Raw genomic sequence first — 17,161 nt, 5'->3', positions numbered from 1 at the left:
TTTTCATTACAATACTAAACTTAGGCGCTCACAACTCATAATATTCAATATATTCAACTCGTATTCAATAAATGTTGTACAAATTACCTTTATTTGTCGCTATTAAACAGCGAATTCTCCTACTGAAGCAATTTCCCCACATCAGTTTGTTAATTTGGCTAATTCCTTTATTGTTATTTACTTCTGGTGAAACTAGTCTGATGGCCCATGATGAAACTCTTTATGCGAGGAGAGCGCGATTAATCTTTGATTCTGGTGACTGGATAGCACCTTGGAAAACAGCCCATCATAAAACCCCTGGTTTTTATTGGTTAATTGCTATTTTTTATCAGTTATTTGGCGTTAGTGATACTAGTGCGCGAATACCTAGTATGATTGCCGGAATTTTGAGCATATTAGTTATATATGAAATAGCGAAGATATTGCTATATCAAAAATTAGCTTACCTATCGGCAGCTATTTTGAGTGTGGAATTTCTCTGGCTGCAATATTGTCGCCTAACTGCACCTGATGTACCAATGATTTTATTGGTATGTTTAGCTATTTTGTGTTTATTAAAAGCAGAAATATATCCTAAATATCGAGTTATTTATGGTTTTATAGTCGGTGTCAGTTTTGGGTTAGGCTTTTTGATGAGAAGCTTTATGATTTGTTTGCCAATAGCGGCATTATTACCTTATTTAATTTGGGAACATCGTCGGCATCGTCATCTTACTAACCCAATGCTCTATTTAGGAGGTTTAGTCGGTTTAATTCCTACTTTAGTTTGGTTATGGTTTAACTGGCAGCGTTATGGTGGTGATAGTGTTGGTCATTTGTTGGGATTTGTGGCAGAATTAGGTAGCAGTAAACGTCCGGGTAATGGCATACTTTACTATTTGTGGAATGTGCCGTTAAAATCTTTTCCTTGGTGTTTATTCAGCATTTTAGGGTTAGTTTTAGTAATTCGTAAACCCATCTCTCGGTACCAACTACTATTAGTAGGTTTTCCAATATTTCTATTTACAGAAATCACTATATTTTCCACTCGGTTAATGCACTATAGTCTTTGTTTATATCCCTTTATCGCTATGTTGGCGGCTGTGGGGTTAGATTGGTTAGCAAAAATTTACCAAGAAGGAAAAGCGAATAAAATTAATGCCCATCTTCCTAGAAATATCAGCTATTCTTTTGGTGTTCTAGGCATTATCTTAATAATAGCTGGTATAGTGGTTTTAGTTGCAAATTTGGTTGATATTAAAAAATATGCCATTGTGGCTTTAGTCACAGGGTTAGGTTGCTTAATTGTGCCTTTAATTTGGATTTTACGTTACTCTCTTCATCAAAATTTTCTTACGGCTCCTTACTGGGTGAGTGGTTGGTTAATAACAAGTTGGCTATCTATAGCTACGGCTGGTAGTTTAGGTTTGTTAGGAGATTTTAATCCTGCATTTAGAATATTTTTTCACCAACAATCTATTGTGAAAATTCTCCAAAATCATCCGGTCTCTTTTGTGAATTTAGAGGGTAAAAATGCTGTATTGATTAATTTTTATACTCCTATTCATGGTCAGGAAGTAAAGTCTGTTTCTCAATTACCACCTTTGAGTTATGCTTGGATTTATACGCCTAATTCTGGTAATTTAGTTAAAAGTTATCGCGTTGTTGGTAGTGTGAAAGATTATCAATTAATTCAAGTTTTATCATCTCTAGCACCTTCACCATAAATGCTCAGATACCCAAGTTTTTTACAAAGGTCAGGGATTTATTACTGAAATTTATTTTTGTCAGGATTCAGCTATCAGCAGTCAGCTTTTTCAGACTAACACCAAAAATAGCTATTTGATAATTAAGCAATTTCTCAAACATTCTGAGAGGATGTTTTAAAAGTCTAAAGTGTCATACTCTAGGGGAGCATCCCAATTTGGGAAGAAGATGAAAGAAAGGAGAAATAATTCGCGATGATGCCTCGCGAATTAAGGGGGGACTATACCAATGCGGTCCATAACTGAGAAAATTATGGGAATGAAAATTATGGGAATCAGAGAGTATGGTTTAGAACAATGACAGCAGAAGATCAAAAAGTTTTAGAAACTCACATCAAAGAGATAGCCAAAATCTTTTATAAAAATACCCCACCCGACAAAGTCGAAACATTTGAGGGCATCGAAACATCTGTAGGCGACCAGGTTTTAGAACATGTCAGTCCGAAAAGCGCCTTTTTTTGTCGGAGAAAAGACTGTCACAACAAAGGTAAAACACGGACAATAAGGAGTTGCATTGGTAAGGTTAAAGTCACTAACAAATAAGCATCTCCTTTGGGGAGAGAACCGTATAGGTGATTTAGCCCATTGGGTAAAAAGTACTGTTTATTACTTGCAGCCAAGGAGTCATTCCAGGACGCAGAGAATGACCTTAAGGTTCTAACAGGAATAGAAGTTGGTTATAGTACCTATCATCGCCAAGTCAAAAAAGTGGACTTAATCTCCCCCGAAGGTAAAACAGAAATTAACAGAGGTCTGCGTAGAGGGCGGAAAAGTGCGGTTACGCTCTCAAGAGAAAGGAAAGCCTGCGTACTGGAAGGAGTATAAAACAGGGCGATTAGAGGGTATATATTAAGGAGCATTCTTTCAAGACAATCTCTCCCTAAGTAATTGGGTCAATAGCCAAAACATCGGTAAAACTCTTTACTGCTTGGGAGATGGGCATGATGGAATTTGGAATCTATTTGCAGAAATTGCCGACTCTGATAGTCGTCACAGGATAAACTAGCTCGATTTGAGCGGATTAAAAAGGCGATTACAGCCTTAGAAAAACAACAAACACTTTTATTGAAGCAGGGTGTTCTGGCTGCATCTGGGGCTTGGCCCGGATTTCTCACAAGCAGTAAAAAATAAATTTACATGACCTGATGTGAGACTAAATTTTGATACATCATCAATCAAAATTGAATCGCAGAGATAAATTAAATATAAAATCGCATTTATAATGCTAAAATAGTCACTATCTTTTTATTGGTAGTAAAATCAAAATGCTTTGTTCGTAAAATTAAGCATGACTAAACAAGACCTGAATCAACCCAAGGGCGAAGTATGATTAATTAGAAATAAGTAAAAGGCAATTTAACCTCAAATTAAGCAGTATTAGTGAGCATTCTTAAGCGTCTATGAGCAGTACCAAAGATATGTCTGTATGGGCAAGAACTAGTAATCGCAATTAAAATGGGACGTGTACTTACAGTAATCAAGGCTCCTAACTTCAATAATTTGGTACGAATAGTCCCAACAGTAGCATTTTGTAATTCGGTTTTAGCTAAACATTTTTGACCCAAGGCATTGAGCAAAACCTAAGCTATAAAAGAGAACCATAAACATAATTGATTTCCCGCAAATGTATGGTTGCTTGTTCTATCACTAAAAAGTTCTAATTGTTGTTCTTTAAAACGATTTTCCATCTCCCCTCGCTGACAATATTTTTGTCTATATAGTTGACTAGGAGGTACTTTATTAGTAGAAAATGAAGTTACAACAAAACGAACATTAGTCCCTTTTACTCCATATTCAACTTTAAAAACAACACGACGACTATGGCTCCAAGATTCACGAGTTTTATAGTCTAACGATTTATACCAAATTGACTTATTAATCAAGTCACCAGCAAATTCTGCAAGTTTTTCATCTGGTTTAAACATAGTTTCTAAGAATGAAACTACTATTGATAGTTTTTGCTCAAACTCAAGGGATGCTCTACTTTGGGTCGTTCTAGTCATCCCAATTAAACGACTATTTTGCGCCAATCCAAAAACATAATCCACACCCATTTGGGATTCACACCATGTGATGATATCGTCTCTAGAATAAGCACTATCTCCACCTACTAAAATCTCAACATTCTTCCATTGTTGACCTATTTGTTTAATCACTCCTTGTAGTTCTGATAATGCCCCAAATGCTGGGTCTACGTTTGAAGGGCGAAGTTTGGCTGCTAATAGATGTTTTCCACAGAAAATATAAAGTGGAGCATAGCAGTATCCCCCATCATAAGTATTCAAGAAAACTTGCTCCTGATAGCCGTGTACTAAGTCATCAGTTACATCTAAATCCAAAACAATTTCTCTTGGTTCTTTGGCGTAAGATTCTAGAAATATTTTGACAAATAAGCTTTCAATTGCTGATGGAGAATGCCCGATTTTATGGTACCCGCTGTCTGCTCCTTGTTCCACATCTTCAGGACAATGTTCCAGGGGATTTAATGTACTCTTTCCTGCCAATGTTGCAGGTTCATTCTCTACTCCAGTCCTTTTTCCTAAACCTATAGCAAACATCTGGTCATGACGTAATTCTTCGTGGTCATTCAAGTCTTCATACCCCATGACCAGCCCGTATATTCTTTGTTTAATTAAGCTCTCTATTGAATGGTCAATCCGATTTGGCTTTCGCTAATCTTGGAAACATTGTGCAAACTGTGATGTGATTTGCAATTTTCTGTCTATTTCAGCAATTAAGCTGAATCCTGCATCTGCTCTTACTGGTCCACCCTGGAAATTGACTATGATTGGCAGCCATTTTTGTTGCTCAAATTTCAACTGTTTTGGTATACAATCTGTTGAAGATGGGGTCATGGTTTACAACTGCTGAGATGCCTGCTATATATATTTTCGCAGTCTTTGACCCCTCTTTCTTATCTTTTTGTGAGAAATCCGGGTTGGGTAGCTCGTTATCAAGTCCGTCAAAACTTCAAGAAATATTGGTACTACAAATTATAAGCGCCAATCCCATATTTCCAATGCCTGACATCAGACAAACTGAGTAAATATAAGCATTTGGGCAAGGCTGGTACTCAAGAGCATATTGATGCTATGATGTCTGTTTTTAGACGTTATCTTGGTGATGAAATACAGAGAATAACTCATACCCTGGATGATTGTCTGCTAGATATTAGTTCTGGATCTGAGCAAGAGTCAGAAGAACCACTTGATTAAATCTGGATTCTTTTATTTTTACCAAATTACTGTAGCTTGCTTCCCGTAGGGTATGTAGCGATAGCGAAATGTTCGCGGAGTGTACCGTAGGCTTTAGTATCTCATCACTTGACGAAAAATCGAGATTCTTCCCTCCACTGCGTTCTGGTCACAATGACAAATTATAGGTATCCTCTAGTGTTCAAACATCCTCTGACTCCTGAATTTTTACTTGTTTCTTAACAAGAGTCTCTTTATTCCCGGCTTCTTTATCTTTGAATAAATCAGCAGTTGTTAATAGTAGTTCTCGCAAACTTTGCTTTAGCCCCCGCTCTCTTCTAGCTATAGATACACCGAGTTCACCTAATTTATTGTCTAACTGAGAGTGCTTTTCTTCTACTTGTTTAACCATCATTTCTGCTTGGGGATGGACTTGATTGTACCAGGTTTGGGCATCGTCTAAATATTCTTTGATTTCTACAGAACGTCCACCATAACGTGCGGCTAAATTTGCTCGAATAATGGCTAGCTGTGCTTGCAGGTGGGCGTAGCGTTTCTTCAATAAAGCAACTTCTTCACTATCTTGGATACCATTAATTGCTGATGCGAGCGCAGTCTTTGTATTAGCAGATTTATCTTGACTCGTGTGTTCGATTTCCGTTAACATTCCCTCAACTTCTTTCTGAAGTTGTTCTTCTTCATCATCTAATTTTGCCTGGATTTGTTTTAGTTCTGTTTGGGTTTTGACAATAGCATCATGTCTTTTAGTATTTACCGCTTCTAAAGCACCTTCAATAGCAACTGTTACTTCTTCTTTAATTTCGCCACCTTTGTCTTGGAGATTTTCAATAACTGTAGAAACAGCATCTTTCACTAAGGTGCGTAATTCGCTAGAACCTTCTTTTAATTCACTAGCGATCTGAGAAACTGCGGTTTTGACAATTTCTCTAATATTCTCAGTTCTTAATTGTCCAGTTCCTTTAGCTTCTTGTAAATCTGCTTGAATTTTTTCTTTAATGTTGTTAGTCATTTTTACCCCTTAGAATTTAGCTAATTTGGATATAAGACATAATGCTACATCTGTATTGTGGCGTAGGTTTTTTTATATAAACACCTCCTTTAGATAGAAAACATAGATTCAAATTGAATATTTGTGTAAAGTTACCTATTTGTGAGATGATGAATACCCAGATCCCCGACTTCTCAAAGCAGTCTGGCATCTATATTTACAAATTAACTATGTGGCACGTAAATATCACTTGTGATGGGGCAGCTTGGAAACGCTATACTGCTGAATTTAAGACAATGGCGGAAGAGTATCAAAGTGAATTGATTGGCTCTAAAAAAATGCCAGATGGAACTAGTATCATGTCTTACAAAATTGAGGATGTCAGTGATGCAGAAGAGTTTCAAGAGAAATGTGCCAATTTTCCAGGTTTTACATCTGATTTAGAATCTTTATAATCATGAAAAAACTAATGATTTTGATATTATTCACTTGTTGCTTGTGGATAATAATTTTACCTTTTTACTTTACCTGCTAACCCCTTGGATACTAATAAAGGTGGAGAAGTTTTTAGCATCCATTGTGCAGGATGTCATATCAATGGTGGTAACATTATTAGAAGAGGAAAAAATTTTCAAAAAAATAAATACCCTAAAAAAATATGGCATGGCTTCTTTAGAAGCCATTACAAACCTCGTTATTAATGGTAAAGTAATATGTCAGCTTATAAAGAAAGATTGACAAAATAGGAAGTTAAAAACGTTGCAGCTTATGTTGTGGAACAAGCAGAAATAACTGGAGATAATAACATTAAAAATATCATGTTACCTCAAGAAAGTTATTTACAATTTACGCCTGATTTAGAAATCTACCGACTTTTAAATGGAATGTGGTATGTCTCCCGTGGACATGGACGCATTAACCCCAGAATTGCTATTGAGTCAATGTTTCAATATGTGGATGCTGGTTTTACCACTTGGGATTTAGCAGACCATTATGGACCAGTAGAAGATTTAATTGGTGAATTCCGTCGTCAATTAATTGTGACTCGTGGTGAAGAAGCGGTGAATAATATTCAAGCTTTTACAAAATGGATTCCTCGTCCAGGAAAGATGACGGAAAACATTGCTGGGAATATAGAGACTCTAACTATTTAGATGCTCTCAAATACATGGTAGAATTGCAACCTGAGGGTAAAATCAAATATTCGGCTTTAACTAACTTTGATACAGAAAATCTGCAAATTATCACGGAAGCAGGCATCAAAATTGTTTCTAATCAAGTGCAGTTTTCATTAGTTGACAGAATACCACAAGTAAATATGGTGGAATTCTGTCAAGAATATGATATTCAATTATTTACTTATGGTAGTGTTTGCGGTGGTTGATTATCAGAGAAATATTTAAGTAAACGAGAACCACGCGGTTTTGATTTGAATACTTCCAGTTTGAAGAGATACAAAAATATGATTGATAACTGGGGTGGTTGGTGATTATTTCAAATTTTAGTTTCTACCCTGAAACAAATAGCTGATAAGCATCAGGTAAATATTGCTAATGTGGGTGTGAATTATATTTTCAATCAGCCAGCAGTAGGGGGTGTAATTGTTGGTGCAAGGTTAGGAATTGCTGAACATATAGAAGATAATAATGCTAAGGTATTTGGTTTTAGTTTGGATGCTGAGGATTTAGAAAGTATAGATGCTGTTTCACAGCAGTCGCAGGATTTATATCAGTTAATTGGCGACTGTGGAGATAAGTATAGAAGGTAGTTGAATAATTCAGATTCCCTACTTCTTTGTTTGATTTTGTAAATAGATCCTGAACTGAGGTCAGAAGTCGGGAATCTAATGTTCATCAAAATCATCAGCCATTGTTACTATTCCCTTCGCACTACCAGATTTAGGACGAATTTTAACTGGGAATACTGGTGTTAATTTTACAGCAGGTTTATTACCTTTCATGATAATAATTTCTTCACCTTTAAGTGGTTCTTCAGTCAAGTTAGATAACTTTTGAGATGCTTCAGCTATAGTATATATATGCATATTTATCACTTCAGAATCAATGAAATAAAATGGGCTCTCCCAGTTTGGATATGATAAATTAATACATAAAAATGGCTGAGAACATTTATATGATAAGGTTTTATCCATACAAAACAAAAGATTTAATAAAAATACAATTTAATTGTATTGGTTCCCTTGCTCTCTAATCAATTTAATCTCGTATTAAGTATTAATTTAACATAGCAAGTCTAGGAGAGCCATAAGATCTAGTTGCTATTTAGTATATTGCATATTCCCAAATAGCATCATAATGTGAATCAATTTTCTGGGTAGGTTAATGACAGCATAAACCACCATTTTGATTAATTGCTGCTTTTGAATTACTTGCTTAGTATTATTCTAATGGGGTATCGTCTATTTCTTCAGGTTTATCAGAATAATTGAACATGAAGAACAATTTACTTTTAGGTAGAATTAATGTTGGCAGATAGAGTGGTTGCCCATCCCAAAGTTGTTTCTTCCCACCTTTTGAATAGTAAAGTAAAAAGGTAGGAATATCTGGATAATCAATTTTAGGTTTACATAGCCTTATGAATTTCTATAACAAAACTGCGGATAACCTTCTCTAAAGTGCTATGAGTGAGTGATACCTTTATGGTAAATATAGGCTAGGAAGGAGTATTTAGCATCTGGATGATTTGCAGTTTGTATCTTATATATTGAACCCAAGAAGAAACAGCATAAAGCTAGTCTAAGTCCAGGATAAATATCCCAATTATTTCCAGGATTTATCTTTCTACCCTGTTTCTTTAGTTGCTCTAGTTCTTCTATATCAACTTTTGTACAGCAGTATTTACTATCATCTACAAAAAATAAACCTCCTCCAATGTAACCATTTCCATGTTTAGGGATGGCAGAACAAAAAACAGGTTTGCAGGGATGATCTAAACTTTGCAATAATAGGCCTTGAGGAGTTGCAGTAATCTGTAGATAGACATGATTAGCTACTTCCTTCCTAAGGTTACCTATTTCATCGAAAATTGCACTATCTGGAACTACGTATTTTCCTTTTTTGCTTGTTGAGCCTCGTTAGTATTTGGACTAGCATTATCAGCTTCATCATCAAATATAAGAGTAGGTACACTACTAGGACGAGAAGATTTGATAACTTTCAATAACTTATCTAAATGAGTTACGTCTTTGGTAGATACTGAAACAACACCAGTATGTTGTATGTAGTCAAGTAATTGATTAGTAGGAAATTCTTCTGGATCATTTCTCCATTGTTCCCAATTAAAAACAACAGGACCACCTTATAAGTTGATTGGCAAAACGATCAGCAGTTTTTTTGCCAAACCAAGTATTATTTGAACTTAATACAATAAAACAACGGAAATGATTAGGCCCAGCAAGTGCTAATGTAGTAATGGTGGTATTAGTTTTACTACTTTGAACTTTGCCGTAGATTAATCCGGTAGTACAATCGGCTATTTTTCCCTTATGAGATTTATTAACAACTCCTGTACCATTAGCACCAACATCACCAAATCCGAAAGTTTTGGAGTAGACATCAACACAATTCTGAACCACTTCAACAGCAGTTTGTTTTAATTGTTCTCCTGCTGTATCCCCAATTTTACTTTTAACTCTCTCAATAAGCTGATTTCTACAATATCCATCAGTTGCAATATCTATGTTACTCATCGATTTTATCCTATTTGGAAAAAAGTACACGAGGCCAGTCATTGTGAGGCACTGTTTGCTCCATTTTCTGTCTACCAGGTTCACTTACATGATAACTACCATGTGGTTTGCGAGACACAGATATATGCTGACCAGCAATACATATATCTGTGTCTAATACACTCCAAAGGCGTTTTTGTGGTATGCAGCAGATACCATCTTCATGACAGATGAGGGCTAAAAAAAGTGAACTCCCATCATATTTACTGGGTAAAATCTCTAAGGCTGACTCTTCCTGATTGCTTAAGGTGAAAGACCATGCAGATTTCGGTTTCTTAGAAACTTTCAACAGAATAGCTGACTTAACTTACTGTTACCAGTATCAACCAAGTAAATTGATGGGTGTATCCAGGATAAGTGAGTGATTGTTATCTGTTCTCCATGATCAATTAGCCGTAAAAACCCAGCACGATGAAGGAATTCCTGATCATTGATCATTGTCAAGTTTAGTCATAGTAGAATGTTTCCCCCTCTAGTATCATCTTAACGCAAATATACTGGTATTCAGACATTTGCTTGCGTTAGACTGTATGAAACAACTCTTAATTCTTCATGTCTTTTGAATTGTTAAAAATGATTTCTAACAATACTATTCCCACCTGCTACCTACGAAAAGTCCATCATATCGCTTTAAATCCCACCTTCCCCACCCTAACTGTCACACATCAAAAGAAGCTGGTAAAGTAGTACACAAGAACTGAAGCTCCTTCAAGGAAGAAAAGGCTTGATGAGAATAGTATCATTAAAATGGCAATAGAGTGAGAGAATAAAGTTTTGTAAAGAAGATAAAAGAAAAGAAAATTTAATGATTTAAAAATTAAATTAGAACAGAAGAAGAAATGATTGAATCACAACAGGAGTTGTGGATAATTCTTTTGTGAAATCAAAGCTTCAAAAAATGGAAATTCAAAACCTAGACCATTTAGGCATAGTAGCAGGAATAATAGACGCCATAGGAGTAGTAGAAATAATCCTTGAAATTGGAGAGAACGTAAGTCCGGGTGATGTAGTAAAACCCATGATAATCAACGGGTTAGGATTTGTATAGAAACCGTTATATATGTTTCCCCAGTATTTTGAAACAATCCCCTGTGAGCATCTAATAGGAGCAGGAGTAAAACCAGAATATCTCAAGGACGATAAACTGGGGAGAGTCATGGATGAACTATTTATAAAAGGATTGGATAGAATATTTTTTATTGTCGCCTTAAAAGCAGCCCAAAAATTTGGAGTATCCCTATGAGCAGGCCATCTAGACTCATCATAAATGGACGTACATGGGCAATATAATACCAGCTTACCAGAAGTAATATTTGAGAGTCAAAAAGTAGGAAATAATCAAGAACTAGAAGAATTAGCAGTAAAATCACCAAAAGAAATAACCATCACCTACGGTTATTCTGGTGACCATAGACCGGAGTTAAAACAGTTCATCATAGAAATGATATGTTCAGGAGATGGAGACATACCAATATATATTTTTAAAACTAGCATCGGGAAACCAAGCAGATTCATCATGCTTTGGTAAAATAGCAGTAGAGTACCAAAAACAGTTAAAAGTTAACAGTCTCATAGTAGCAGACTGGGCCTTATATACAGAATCAAATCTGAAAATGATGTCAGATTTAAGCTGGTTATGTCCAGTGCCATTAAGCGTAAAATCAGCACAATGATTAATATCAAAATTACCAGAACCAGAATTGGTTGATAGTAACTTACCCGGATGTAAACTAGCTTCAAAAACAGTAAATTATCCAGGAATAGAACAAAGATGGTTAGTAGTGCAAAATCAAGAAAGAAGAGAATTAGAGCTGGGTAAACTCTCACAAAAAATTACCAAGGCACAATCAAAAGCTGTGCAAGATTTGAAAAAGTTATCACCAGAAAAATTTGCTTGTGAAGCTGATGCTATCAAGGGGTTATCTACACTATTCAAACAATTTAAATATCACCAAATTAACCAGATTAAAGTTACTTAACTCAAATCTAAGAAAAAAGATAGTTCAGGAGAGATATCCTCTGAAATATCAGCTACATCCTCCCAGAATGAAAGTAAAATTAATACAGAATTTCTGAGGGCAGGGCGTTTATTTTTCGCAGACAGTATTTTCCTAAGAAGTCCAGAGAGAATAGAGTCCCTGGGAATGATTATGGGTTTATGTCTGCTGGTTTATACTTTAGCGCAACGACAAATTAGAACCCCTTTGAGAGAGTCTAAATCAACAGTAAAAAATCAATTGGGCAAACCAACTGACCGCCCCACTTTACGCTGTATTTTTCCATGCTTTGAGTTTCTTCATATAGTTATACTTAACCAAGAAAAACACATCTCTAACTGGACTCAAGAGAGAGATTTTATTGCCAATCTTTTAGCAGATTATTGTTTTCCCTACTATCAATTACTTACCTAATTTTTCTCTCTATTAATTTAATTAATATCAGAAAATAACCTAATCTCTTTGATTTATAGCTCTATTTTACTAGAATTTATTTTTTTACTTGAATCTATTAGTCTAAATTATGATTTATCTCTTGAATATCTTCATTTATCTGTTGAGTCCTCTGGGCGGTGTTCTTTCTTATTGCTCCTTATTGAGAATAGCTTTTGATGCTATTTTTGGTGCTTTACTGTTTCTCCAATGCCTTTTATCACTGCATATGTTTCTTTTTATGCTCCCTTGGATTTTTTCTCTCCGTAATTTCTCTCTGTAGCACTTTATGGTGCGGAATATGGGTTAAATGTCCGCAATATGCAAGCATCTCGGTATTTTTATGGTCATATCTTAGGTTTACACGAACTCACAGGAGAGGAAGTACCAGCAACTTTAGTAGAACTTGTAAATGTTGGAAAAATCACTAATTTTGTCACTCCTGATGGAACGATATTAGACTTATTTGGAGAACCGGAATTATTCCCACCAGACCCTGACCCCAGTAAGTCCTTTACTAGAGCTTACCATTTGGCGTTTGATATTGAGGCAGAATTATTTGATCAAGCTGTATCCGCGCTCAGAGAAAATAATTTAGTAATTGCACACGGACCAGTTACTCGTTCTACAGGTAGAGGTGTGTACTTTTATGACCCTGATGGGTTTATGATTGAAATTCGTTGTGCTCCTCATTAAGTGGGAAAATGGAAAAAGTTTTAAAAGTTATTGAAGACGTAATTACTAACCCACCAATTCCTCACGAACCCTATAAGCAATCTTTGAAAAATTGGGCGATGTATTGTTTACGCGATAGGGGTTTTATTGTTGTCTATGCCCAAAAATGTGATTTTGCTGTGGAAGTTAAAGGAGGAGGAAAGCTGTACTTTAAAGTTACCAATAATGCGGTTGATTTGGATGATAATATCAACTGGATTGTTTGGGATGGTGCAGCTAAAAACCCTAGTTTGATTCCGCATGTTCAATAATATGAGCGATATTAAGAGGTAATTAGCCGCAGATAAATGCAGATGATTTATCTGTGTGCTGCGGAAATTATCAGGGATTTTTGAAATACTATAAAATGCTATTGTGGTAATATGTTTTTTGTTTCTTGAAAAACTAAACCTACTGCCTGCATTTCTTTTCTCACTTGTTTTTGAGTCATTTTGTGGAGATGTTTAATCATAATGAAGGGATTTTTAGCACGCTATTCTACTAAAACAACTGTACCACCTAGTTTTAAGGCTTTCACTATTTCTGTCATTACTTCTTGAGGATATGCTAATTAGACCTCTTGCAGAATTAATTTTATGTTACAATGGGGGTTTTCTTTGTTTTAGCCAAAAGTTAGAGTTACAGGGTTAGGTTTGAATTAGCGAGCCCAAAGAACACCAAAAATACATAAAATCTAAAACTCTCTACATACCACAGAAACAATTTTGCAATAGGTCTATTCATGATAAGCATCTACCATGATTGCTAAAATTGGTTCAATATTATTGATATTTTTCTCTTGTTTAAAAGACTCCATTATTTCTAACATTTCTGGCTGAATATCAACCGCTAAAACTCTACCTTCTGGTAATAATGGTGCTATTAAAAAACTTAAATAACCTGTACCAGCACCAGTATCTGCAACTACTTCATCAGGTTTTAAGTTGAGGAGATTGATTATTTGACTGGGTTTTTCTTCTGCTTCTCTGTTCGGTCTTTCTAACCAACCTGCACCTATATATCCGATTACTTGGGCAATTTCCCATACCATGTAGTATTTACCGATACCGTCTGAACTGTGATTTTCTTGCTGTTCATAAACGGGAGATGCTGCTGTGGGAAGGTTGGAGAAAGATAGTAATATTCCCCAAGTGAGAAGAAGGATGAATACTAAATTATAAATGATTCTAAAGAGCAATCACACCATTTCCCCTCTATTAATTCTGTAATTAGTGGTGTAATAACAAACTTAGCAGGGAAACCAGCTTTCACATCCACCCGCACGCAGGAATAAGGCTTTTTCCTCTGGGAACCGTAACTGCTGCGTCCCACATAAAGCAGTAAATCTGCAACTTTATATGTAAAACTATTAGGATTACATATGATACTATTTACTAGTACTGTTCCTTCCTGTCGTTGACGACGGGGACGACGACCACTTCCACCACAGACAATATAGTTAATGTAAGAATCAGCATATCCTGTGTTCACTGTCCGCAGATATTCCAAACAATGTGCGTGACCGTTAAAAATCATGTCTACCAGCAGTCTACCTTCAGTCATATTACCCAAGAAGTTTCCCGCCACTTTTTCAAATACTCGCCGTAAACGATGACGTACAGCTAAAGTCTGTCCTTGATGCCACTTAGTTGCTTCTGTCACATAAGGAGGATGATGAAAAAATATCACCCGTCCCCGCACTTCTGAATTATGCCAAGATTCAATTAAGCGATTTTGTAACCATTGCAGTAGTTCAAAATCGACATCAGCATTTCTATGAGTTTCTAATTGCTTTTTAATATCAATCTTGACTTCATTGAGTTGATCTACCTTAGCACCCAAATCAGCCAATTATTCAGATTCTGCGGGATTTTCCGAATTAAGTTTTTCACACTCTGCCAAAATTTGCAACTCTTCTTGTTCCAACTTCTGACGACGGTGTAGTAACTCCCGACGGTAAATATCTCCCGCTTGGTTTTCTGGTAAAGGTTCTGGTGTATTAAAAGTATTAGAATCAAGGGCAAAAAAGTCAATTCCACCATAACGAAACGTATAATACCGATTAGGTAAGCGGGTGAAATTTCCCGGTTGATAACGCAAACATACGCCAGTATGACTTTTAACAGTATAATGTAAGTCTAAATGATTTTCCAACTCACTGGCAGCAAGAGCCGCTAAATAATCAATAAATGCTCTTGTATAAGCATCTCCTTAATTTGAACCATGCCAACCAATTTCAATATCTCTATAGTGATAGATTCGGCGCAAAGGTAAAGTCGCACCCGTCACAAACCGATACATCAAAGGTACATCATAGTAATCATGATTACCCAAAACTGCCAAAATGGGTAACTTAAAAACCATCTCGTCATAAGCAATATTGTTGGGATTTTCACCACCTACCAAAAATTCCTGGTAAGGTTCAATAAAATTAGCCGGATAATACTCGCGAGAACCCACCACATAAATCACATCACCAGTATGTAAAACAAAACGGCAATCATCACTATTATTCAGAATCATTTCCGCAACTTGACGTTGAGCCCGGATTTCTCACAAGCAGTAAAAAATAAATTTACATGACCTGATGTGAGACTAAATTTTGATACATCATCAATCAAAATTGAATCGCAGAGATAAATTAAATATAAAATTGCATTTATAATGCTAAAATAGTCACTATCTTTTTATTGGTAGTAAAATCAAAATGCTCTGTTCATAAAATTAAGCATGACAAAACAAGACTTGAATCAACCCAAGGGCGAAGTCTGATTAATTAGAAATAAGTAAAAGGCAATTTAACTTCAAATTAAGCAGTATTAGTGAGCATTCTTAAGCGTCTATGAGCAGTACCAAAGATATGTCTGTATGGGCAAGAACTAGTAATCGCAATTAAAATGGGACGTGTACTTACAGTAATTAAAGCTCCTAACTTCAATAATTTGGTACGAATAGTCCCAACAGTAGCATTTTGTAATTCGGTCTTAGCTAAACATTTTCGACCCAAGGCATTGAGCAAAACCTAAGCTATAGAAGAGAAGCATAAACCTAATTGATTTCCCGCAAATGTATGGGTGCTTGTTCTAGCACTAAAAAGTTCTAATTGTTGTTCTTTAAAACGATTTTCCATCTCCCCTCGCTGACAATATTTTTGTCTATATAGTTGACTAGGAGGTACTTTATTAGTAGAAAGTGAAGTTACAACAAAACGAAGATTAGTCCCTTTTACTCCATATTCAACTTTAAAAATAACACGACGACTACGGCTCCAAGATTCACGAGTTTTATAGTCTAACGATTTATACCAAATTGAGTTATTAATCAAGTCACCAGCAAATTCTGCAAGTTCTTCATCTGGTTTAAACATAGTTTCTAAGAATGAAACTACTGTTGATAGTTTTTCCTCAAACTCAAGGGATGCTCTACTTTGAGTCTTTCTAGTCATCCCAATTAAACGACTATTTTGCGCCGATCCAAAAACATAATCCACACCCATGTGGGATTCACACCATGTGATGATATCGTCTCTAGAATAAACACTATCTCCACCTACTAAAATCTCAACATTCTTCCATTGTTGACCTATTTGTTTAATCACTCTTTGTACTTCTGATAATGCCCCAAATGCTGGGTCTACGTTTGAAGGGCGAAGTTTGGCTGCTAATAGATGTTTTCCACAGAAAACATAAAGTGGAGCATAGCAGTATCCCCCATCATAAGTATTCAAGAAAACTTGCTCCTGATAGCTGTGGACTAAGTCATCAGTTACATCTAAATCCAAAACAATTTCTCTTGGTTCTTTGGCGTAAGATTCTAGAAATATTTTGACAAATAAGCTTTCAATTGCTGATGGAGAATGCCCGATTTTATGGTACCCGCTGTCTGTTCCTTGTTCCACATCTTCAGGACAATTTTCCAGGGGATTTAATGTACTCTTTCCTGCCAATGTTGCAGGTTCATTCTCTACTCTAATCCTTTTTCCTAATGCTATAGCAAACATCTGGTCATGACGTAATTCTTCGTGGTCATTCAAGTCTTCATACCCCATGACCAGCCCGTATATTCTTTGTTTAATTAAGCTCTCTATTGAATGGTCAATCCGATTTGGCTTTCGCTAATCTTGGAAACATTGTGCAAACTGTGATGTGATTTGCAATTTTCTGTCTATTTCAGCAATTAAGCTTAATCCTGCATCTGCTCTTACTTGTCCACCCTGGAAATTGACTATCACTGGCGGCCATTTTTGTTGCTCAAATTTCAACTGTTTTGGTATACAATCTGTTGAAGATGGGGTCATGGTTTCCAACTGCTGAGATGCTTGC

11 protein-coding genes and 8 pseudogenes are annotated in these 17,161 nt (G+C 35.9%); 10 read left to right on the top strand and 9 right to left on the bottom strand.

Annotated elements, in window-relative coordinates; genetic code table 11:
* Positions 1-71: 71 nt before the first annotated feature.
* On the top strand, positions 72-1,706 hold the full coding sequence (locus tag AAZO_RS22220; protein ID WP_013192885.1) for a glycosyltransferase family 39 protein: 1,635 nt from the start codon (positions 72-74) through the stop codon (positions 1,704-1,706).
* Between the two features lie 336 nt (positions 1,707-2,042).
* Positions 2,043-2,745: pseudogene (locus AAZO_RS31945) on the top strand (ISKra4 family transposase); the annotation flags it as partial.
* Between the two features lie 367 nt (positions 2,746-3,112).
* Here the strand turns inward: AAZO_RS31945 and AAZO_RS31940 are convergent.
* A pseudogene (locus AAZO_RS31940) lies at positions 3,113-4,600 on the bottom strand (IS1380 family transposase).
* A 237-nt stretch (positions 4,601-4,837) separates the two neighbouring features.
* Here AAZO_RS31940 and AAZO_RS42965 point away from each other — a divergent pair.
* On the top strand, positions 4,838-4,960 hold the full coding sequence (locus AAZO_RS42965) for a hypothetical protein (protein WP_338026968.1): 123 nt from the start codon (positions 4,838-4,840) through the stop codon (positions 4,958-4,960).
* 181 nt (positions 4,961-5,141) lie between these two features.
* Here AAZO_RS42965 and AAZO_RS22195 read toward each other — a convergent pair whose 3' ends face one another.
* Entirely contained in the window at positions 5,142-5,969 is an 828-nt protein-coding gene (locus AAZO_RS22195; RefSeq protein WP_013192884.1) for a hypothetical protein, read from the bottom strand.
* 209 nt (positions 5,970-6,178) lie between these two features.
* Here AAZO_RS22195 and AAZO_RS22190 point away from each other — a divergent pair, with 209 nt between their 5' ends.
* The 3 genes and pseudogenes from AAZO_RS22190 to AAZO_RS22180 all read left to right on the top strand — a co-directional run bounded on the left by AAZO_RS22190 (position 6,179) and on the right by AAZO_RS22180 (position 7,716).
* Entirely contained in the window at positions 6,179-6,403 is a 225-nt protein-coding gene (locus tag AAZO_RS22190; RefSeq protein ID WP_013192883.1) for a hypothetical protein, read from the top strand.
* Positions 6,404-6,437: 34 nt separating this feature from the next.
* Complete coding sequence (locus AAZO_RS22185; RefSeq protein ID WP_420807035.1) at positions 6,438-6,686, top strand: hypothetical protein; 249 nt, start codon at positions 6,438-6,440, stop codon at positions 6,684-6,686.
* Positions 6,687-6,763: 77 nt separating this feature from the next.
* Positions 6,764-7,716: pseudogene (locus AAZO_RS22180) on the top strand (aldo/keto reductase).
* 75 nt (positions 7,717-7,791) lie between these two features.
* On the opposite strand, the gene AAZO_RS22175 reads toward AAZO_RS22180, so the two are convergent.
* The 4 genes from AAZO_RS22175 to AAZO_RS22165 form a co-directional block, all read right to left on the bottom strand.
* On the bottom strand, positions 7,792-7,992 hold the full coding sequence (locus tag AAZO_RS22175) for a type II toxin-antitoxin system Phd/YefM family antitoxin (protein WP_013192882.1): 201 nt from the start codon (positions 7,990-7,992) through the stop codon (positions 7,792-7,794).
* 594 nt (positions 7,993-8,586) lie between these two features.
* Positions 8,587-8,910 carry a hypothetical protein gene (locus AAZO_RS27660; protein ID WP_049790905.1) on the bottom strand — a complete coding sequence of 108 codons (324 nt, stop codon included), beginning with the start codon at positions 8,908-8,910 and terminating at the stop codon, positions 8,587-8,589.
* 336 nt (positions 8,911-9,246) lie between these two features.
* Entirely contained in the window at positions 9,247-9,657 is a 411-nt protein-coding gene (locus AAZO_RS27655) for a hypothetical protein (protein WP_049790904.1), read from the bottom strand.
* A gap of 10 nt (positions 9,658-9,667) precedes the next feature.
* Positions 9,668-9,985, bottom strand: coding sequence for a hypothetical protein (locus tag AAZO_RS22165; protein ID WP_013192881.1), 318 nt, complete (start codon positions 9,983-9,985; stop codon positions 9,668-9,670).
* A gap of 609 nt (positions 9,986-10,594) precedes the next feature.
* Here AAZO_RS22165 and AAZO_RS44225 point away from each other — a divergent pair.
* The 4 genes and pseudogenes from AAZO_RS44225 to AAZO_RS22140 all read left to right on the top strand — a co-directional run bounded on the left by AAZO_RS44225 (position 10,595) and on the right by AAZO_RS22140 (position 13,111).
* A pseudogene (locus AAZO_RS44225) lies at positions 10,595-12,107 on the top strand (IS1634 family transposase).
* A gap of 109 nt (positions 12,108-12,216) precedes the next feature.
* Positions 12,217-12,408: a C4-dicarboxylate ABC transporter gene (locus AAZO_RS39895; RefSeq protein WP_081462862.1), complete on the top strand. Its 192-nt coding sequence runs from the start codon at positions 12,217-12,219 to the stop codon at positions 12,406-12,408.
* Between the two features lie 23 nt (positions 12,409-12,431).
* Positions 12,432-12,821: pseudogene (locus tag AAZO_RS22145) on the top strand (VOC family protein); the annotation flags it as partial.
* Positions 12,822-12,829: 8 nt separating this feature from the next.
* Positions 12,830-13,111, top strand: a complete 282-nt coding sequence (locus AAZO_RS22140) for a hypothetical protein (protein ID WP_013192879.1) — start codon at positions 12,830-12,832, stop codon at positions 13,109-13,111.
* 467 nt (positions 13,112-13,578) lie between these two features.
* Here the strand turns inward: AAZO_RS22140 and AAZO_RS32975 are convergent.
* The 3 pseudogenes from AAZO_RS32975 to AAZO_RS31920 form a co-directional block, all read right to left on the bottom strand.
* Positions 13,579-13,983: pseudogene (locus AAZO_RS32975) on the bottom strand (class I SAM-dependent methyltransferase); the annotation flags it as partial.
* Between the two features lie 26 nt (positions 13,984-14,009).
* A pseudogene (locus AAZO_RS22130) lies at positions 14,010-15,380 on the bottom strand (metallophosphoesterase); the annotation flags it as partial.
* Positions 15,381-15,648: 268 nt separating this feature from the next.
* Positions 15,649-17,136: pseudogene (locus AAZO_RS31920) on the bottom strand (IS1380 family transposase).
* Positions 17,137-17,161 lie beyond the last annotated feature (25 nt).

The sequence above is a fragment of the 'Nostoc azollae' 0708 genome (genome assembly GCF_000196515.1).
GTDB classification, from domain to species: domain Bacteria; phylum Cyanobacteriota; class Cyanobacteriia; order Cyanobacteriales; family Nostocaceae; genus Trichormus_B; species Trichormus_B azollae.
Note: the sequence above shows the minus strand (reverse complement) of the source record. Positions and strands in the feature narration are given on the sequence as shown.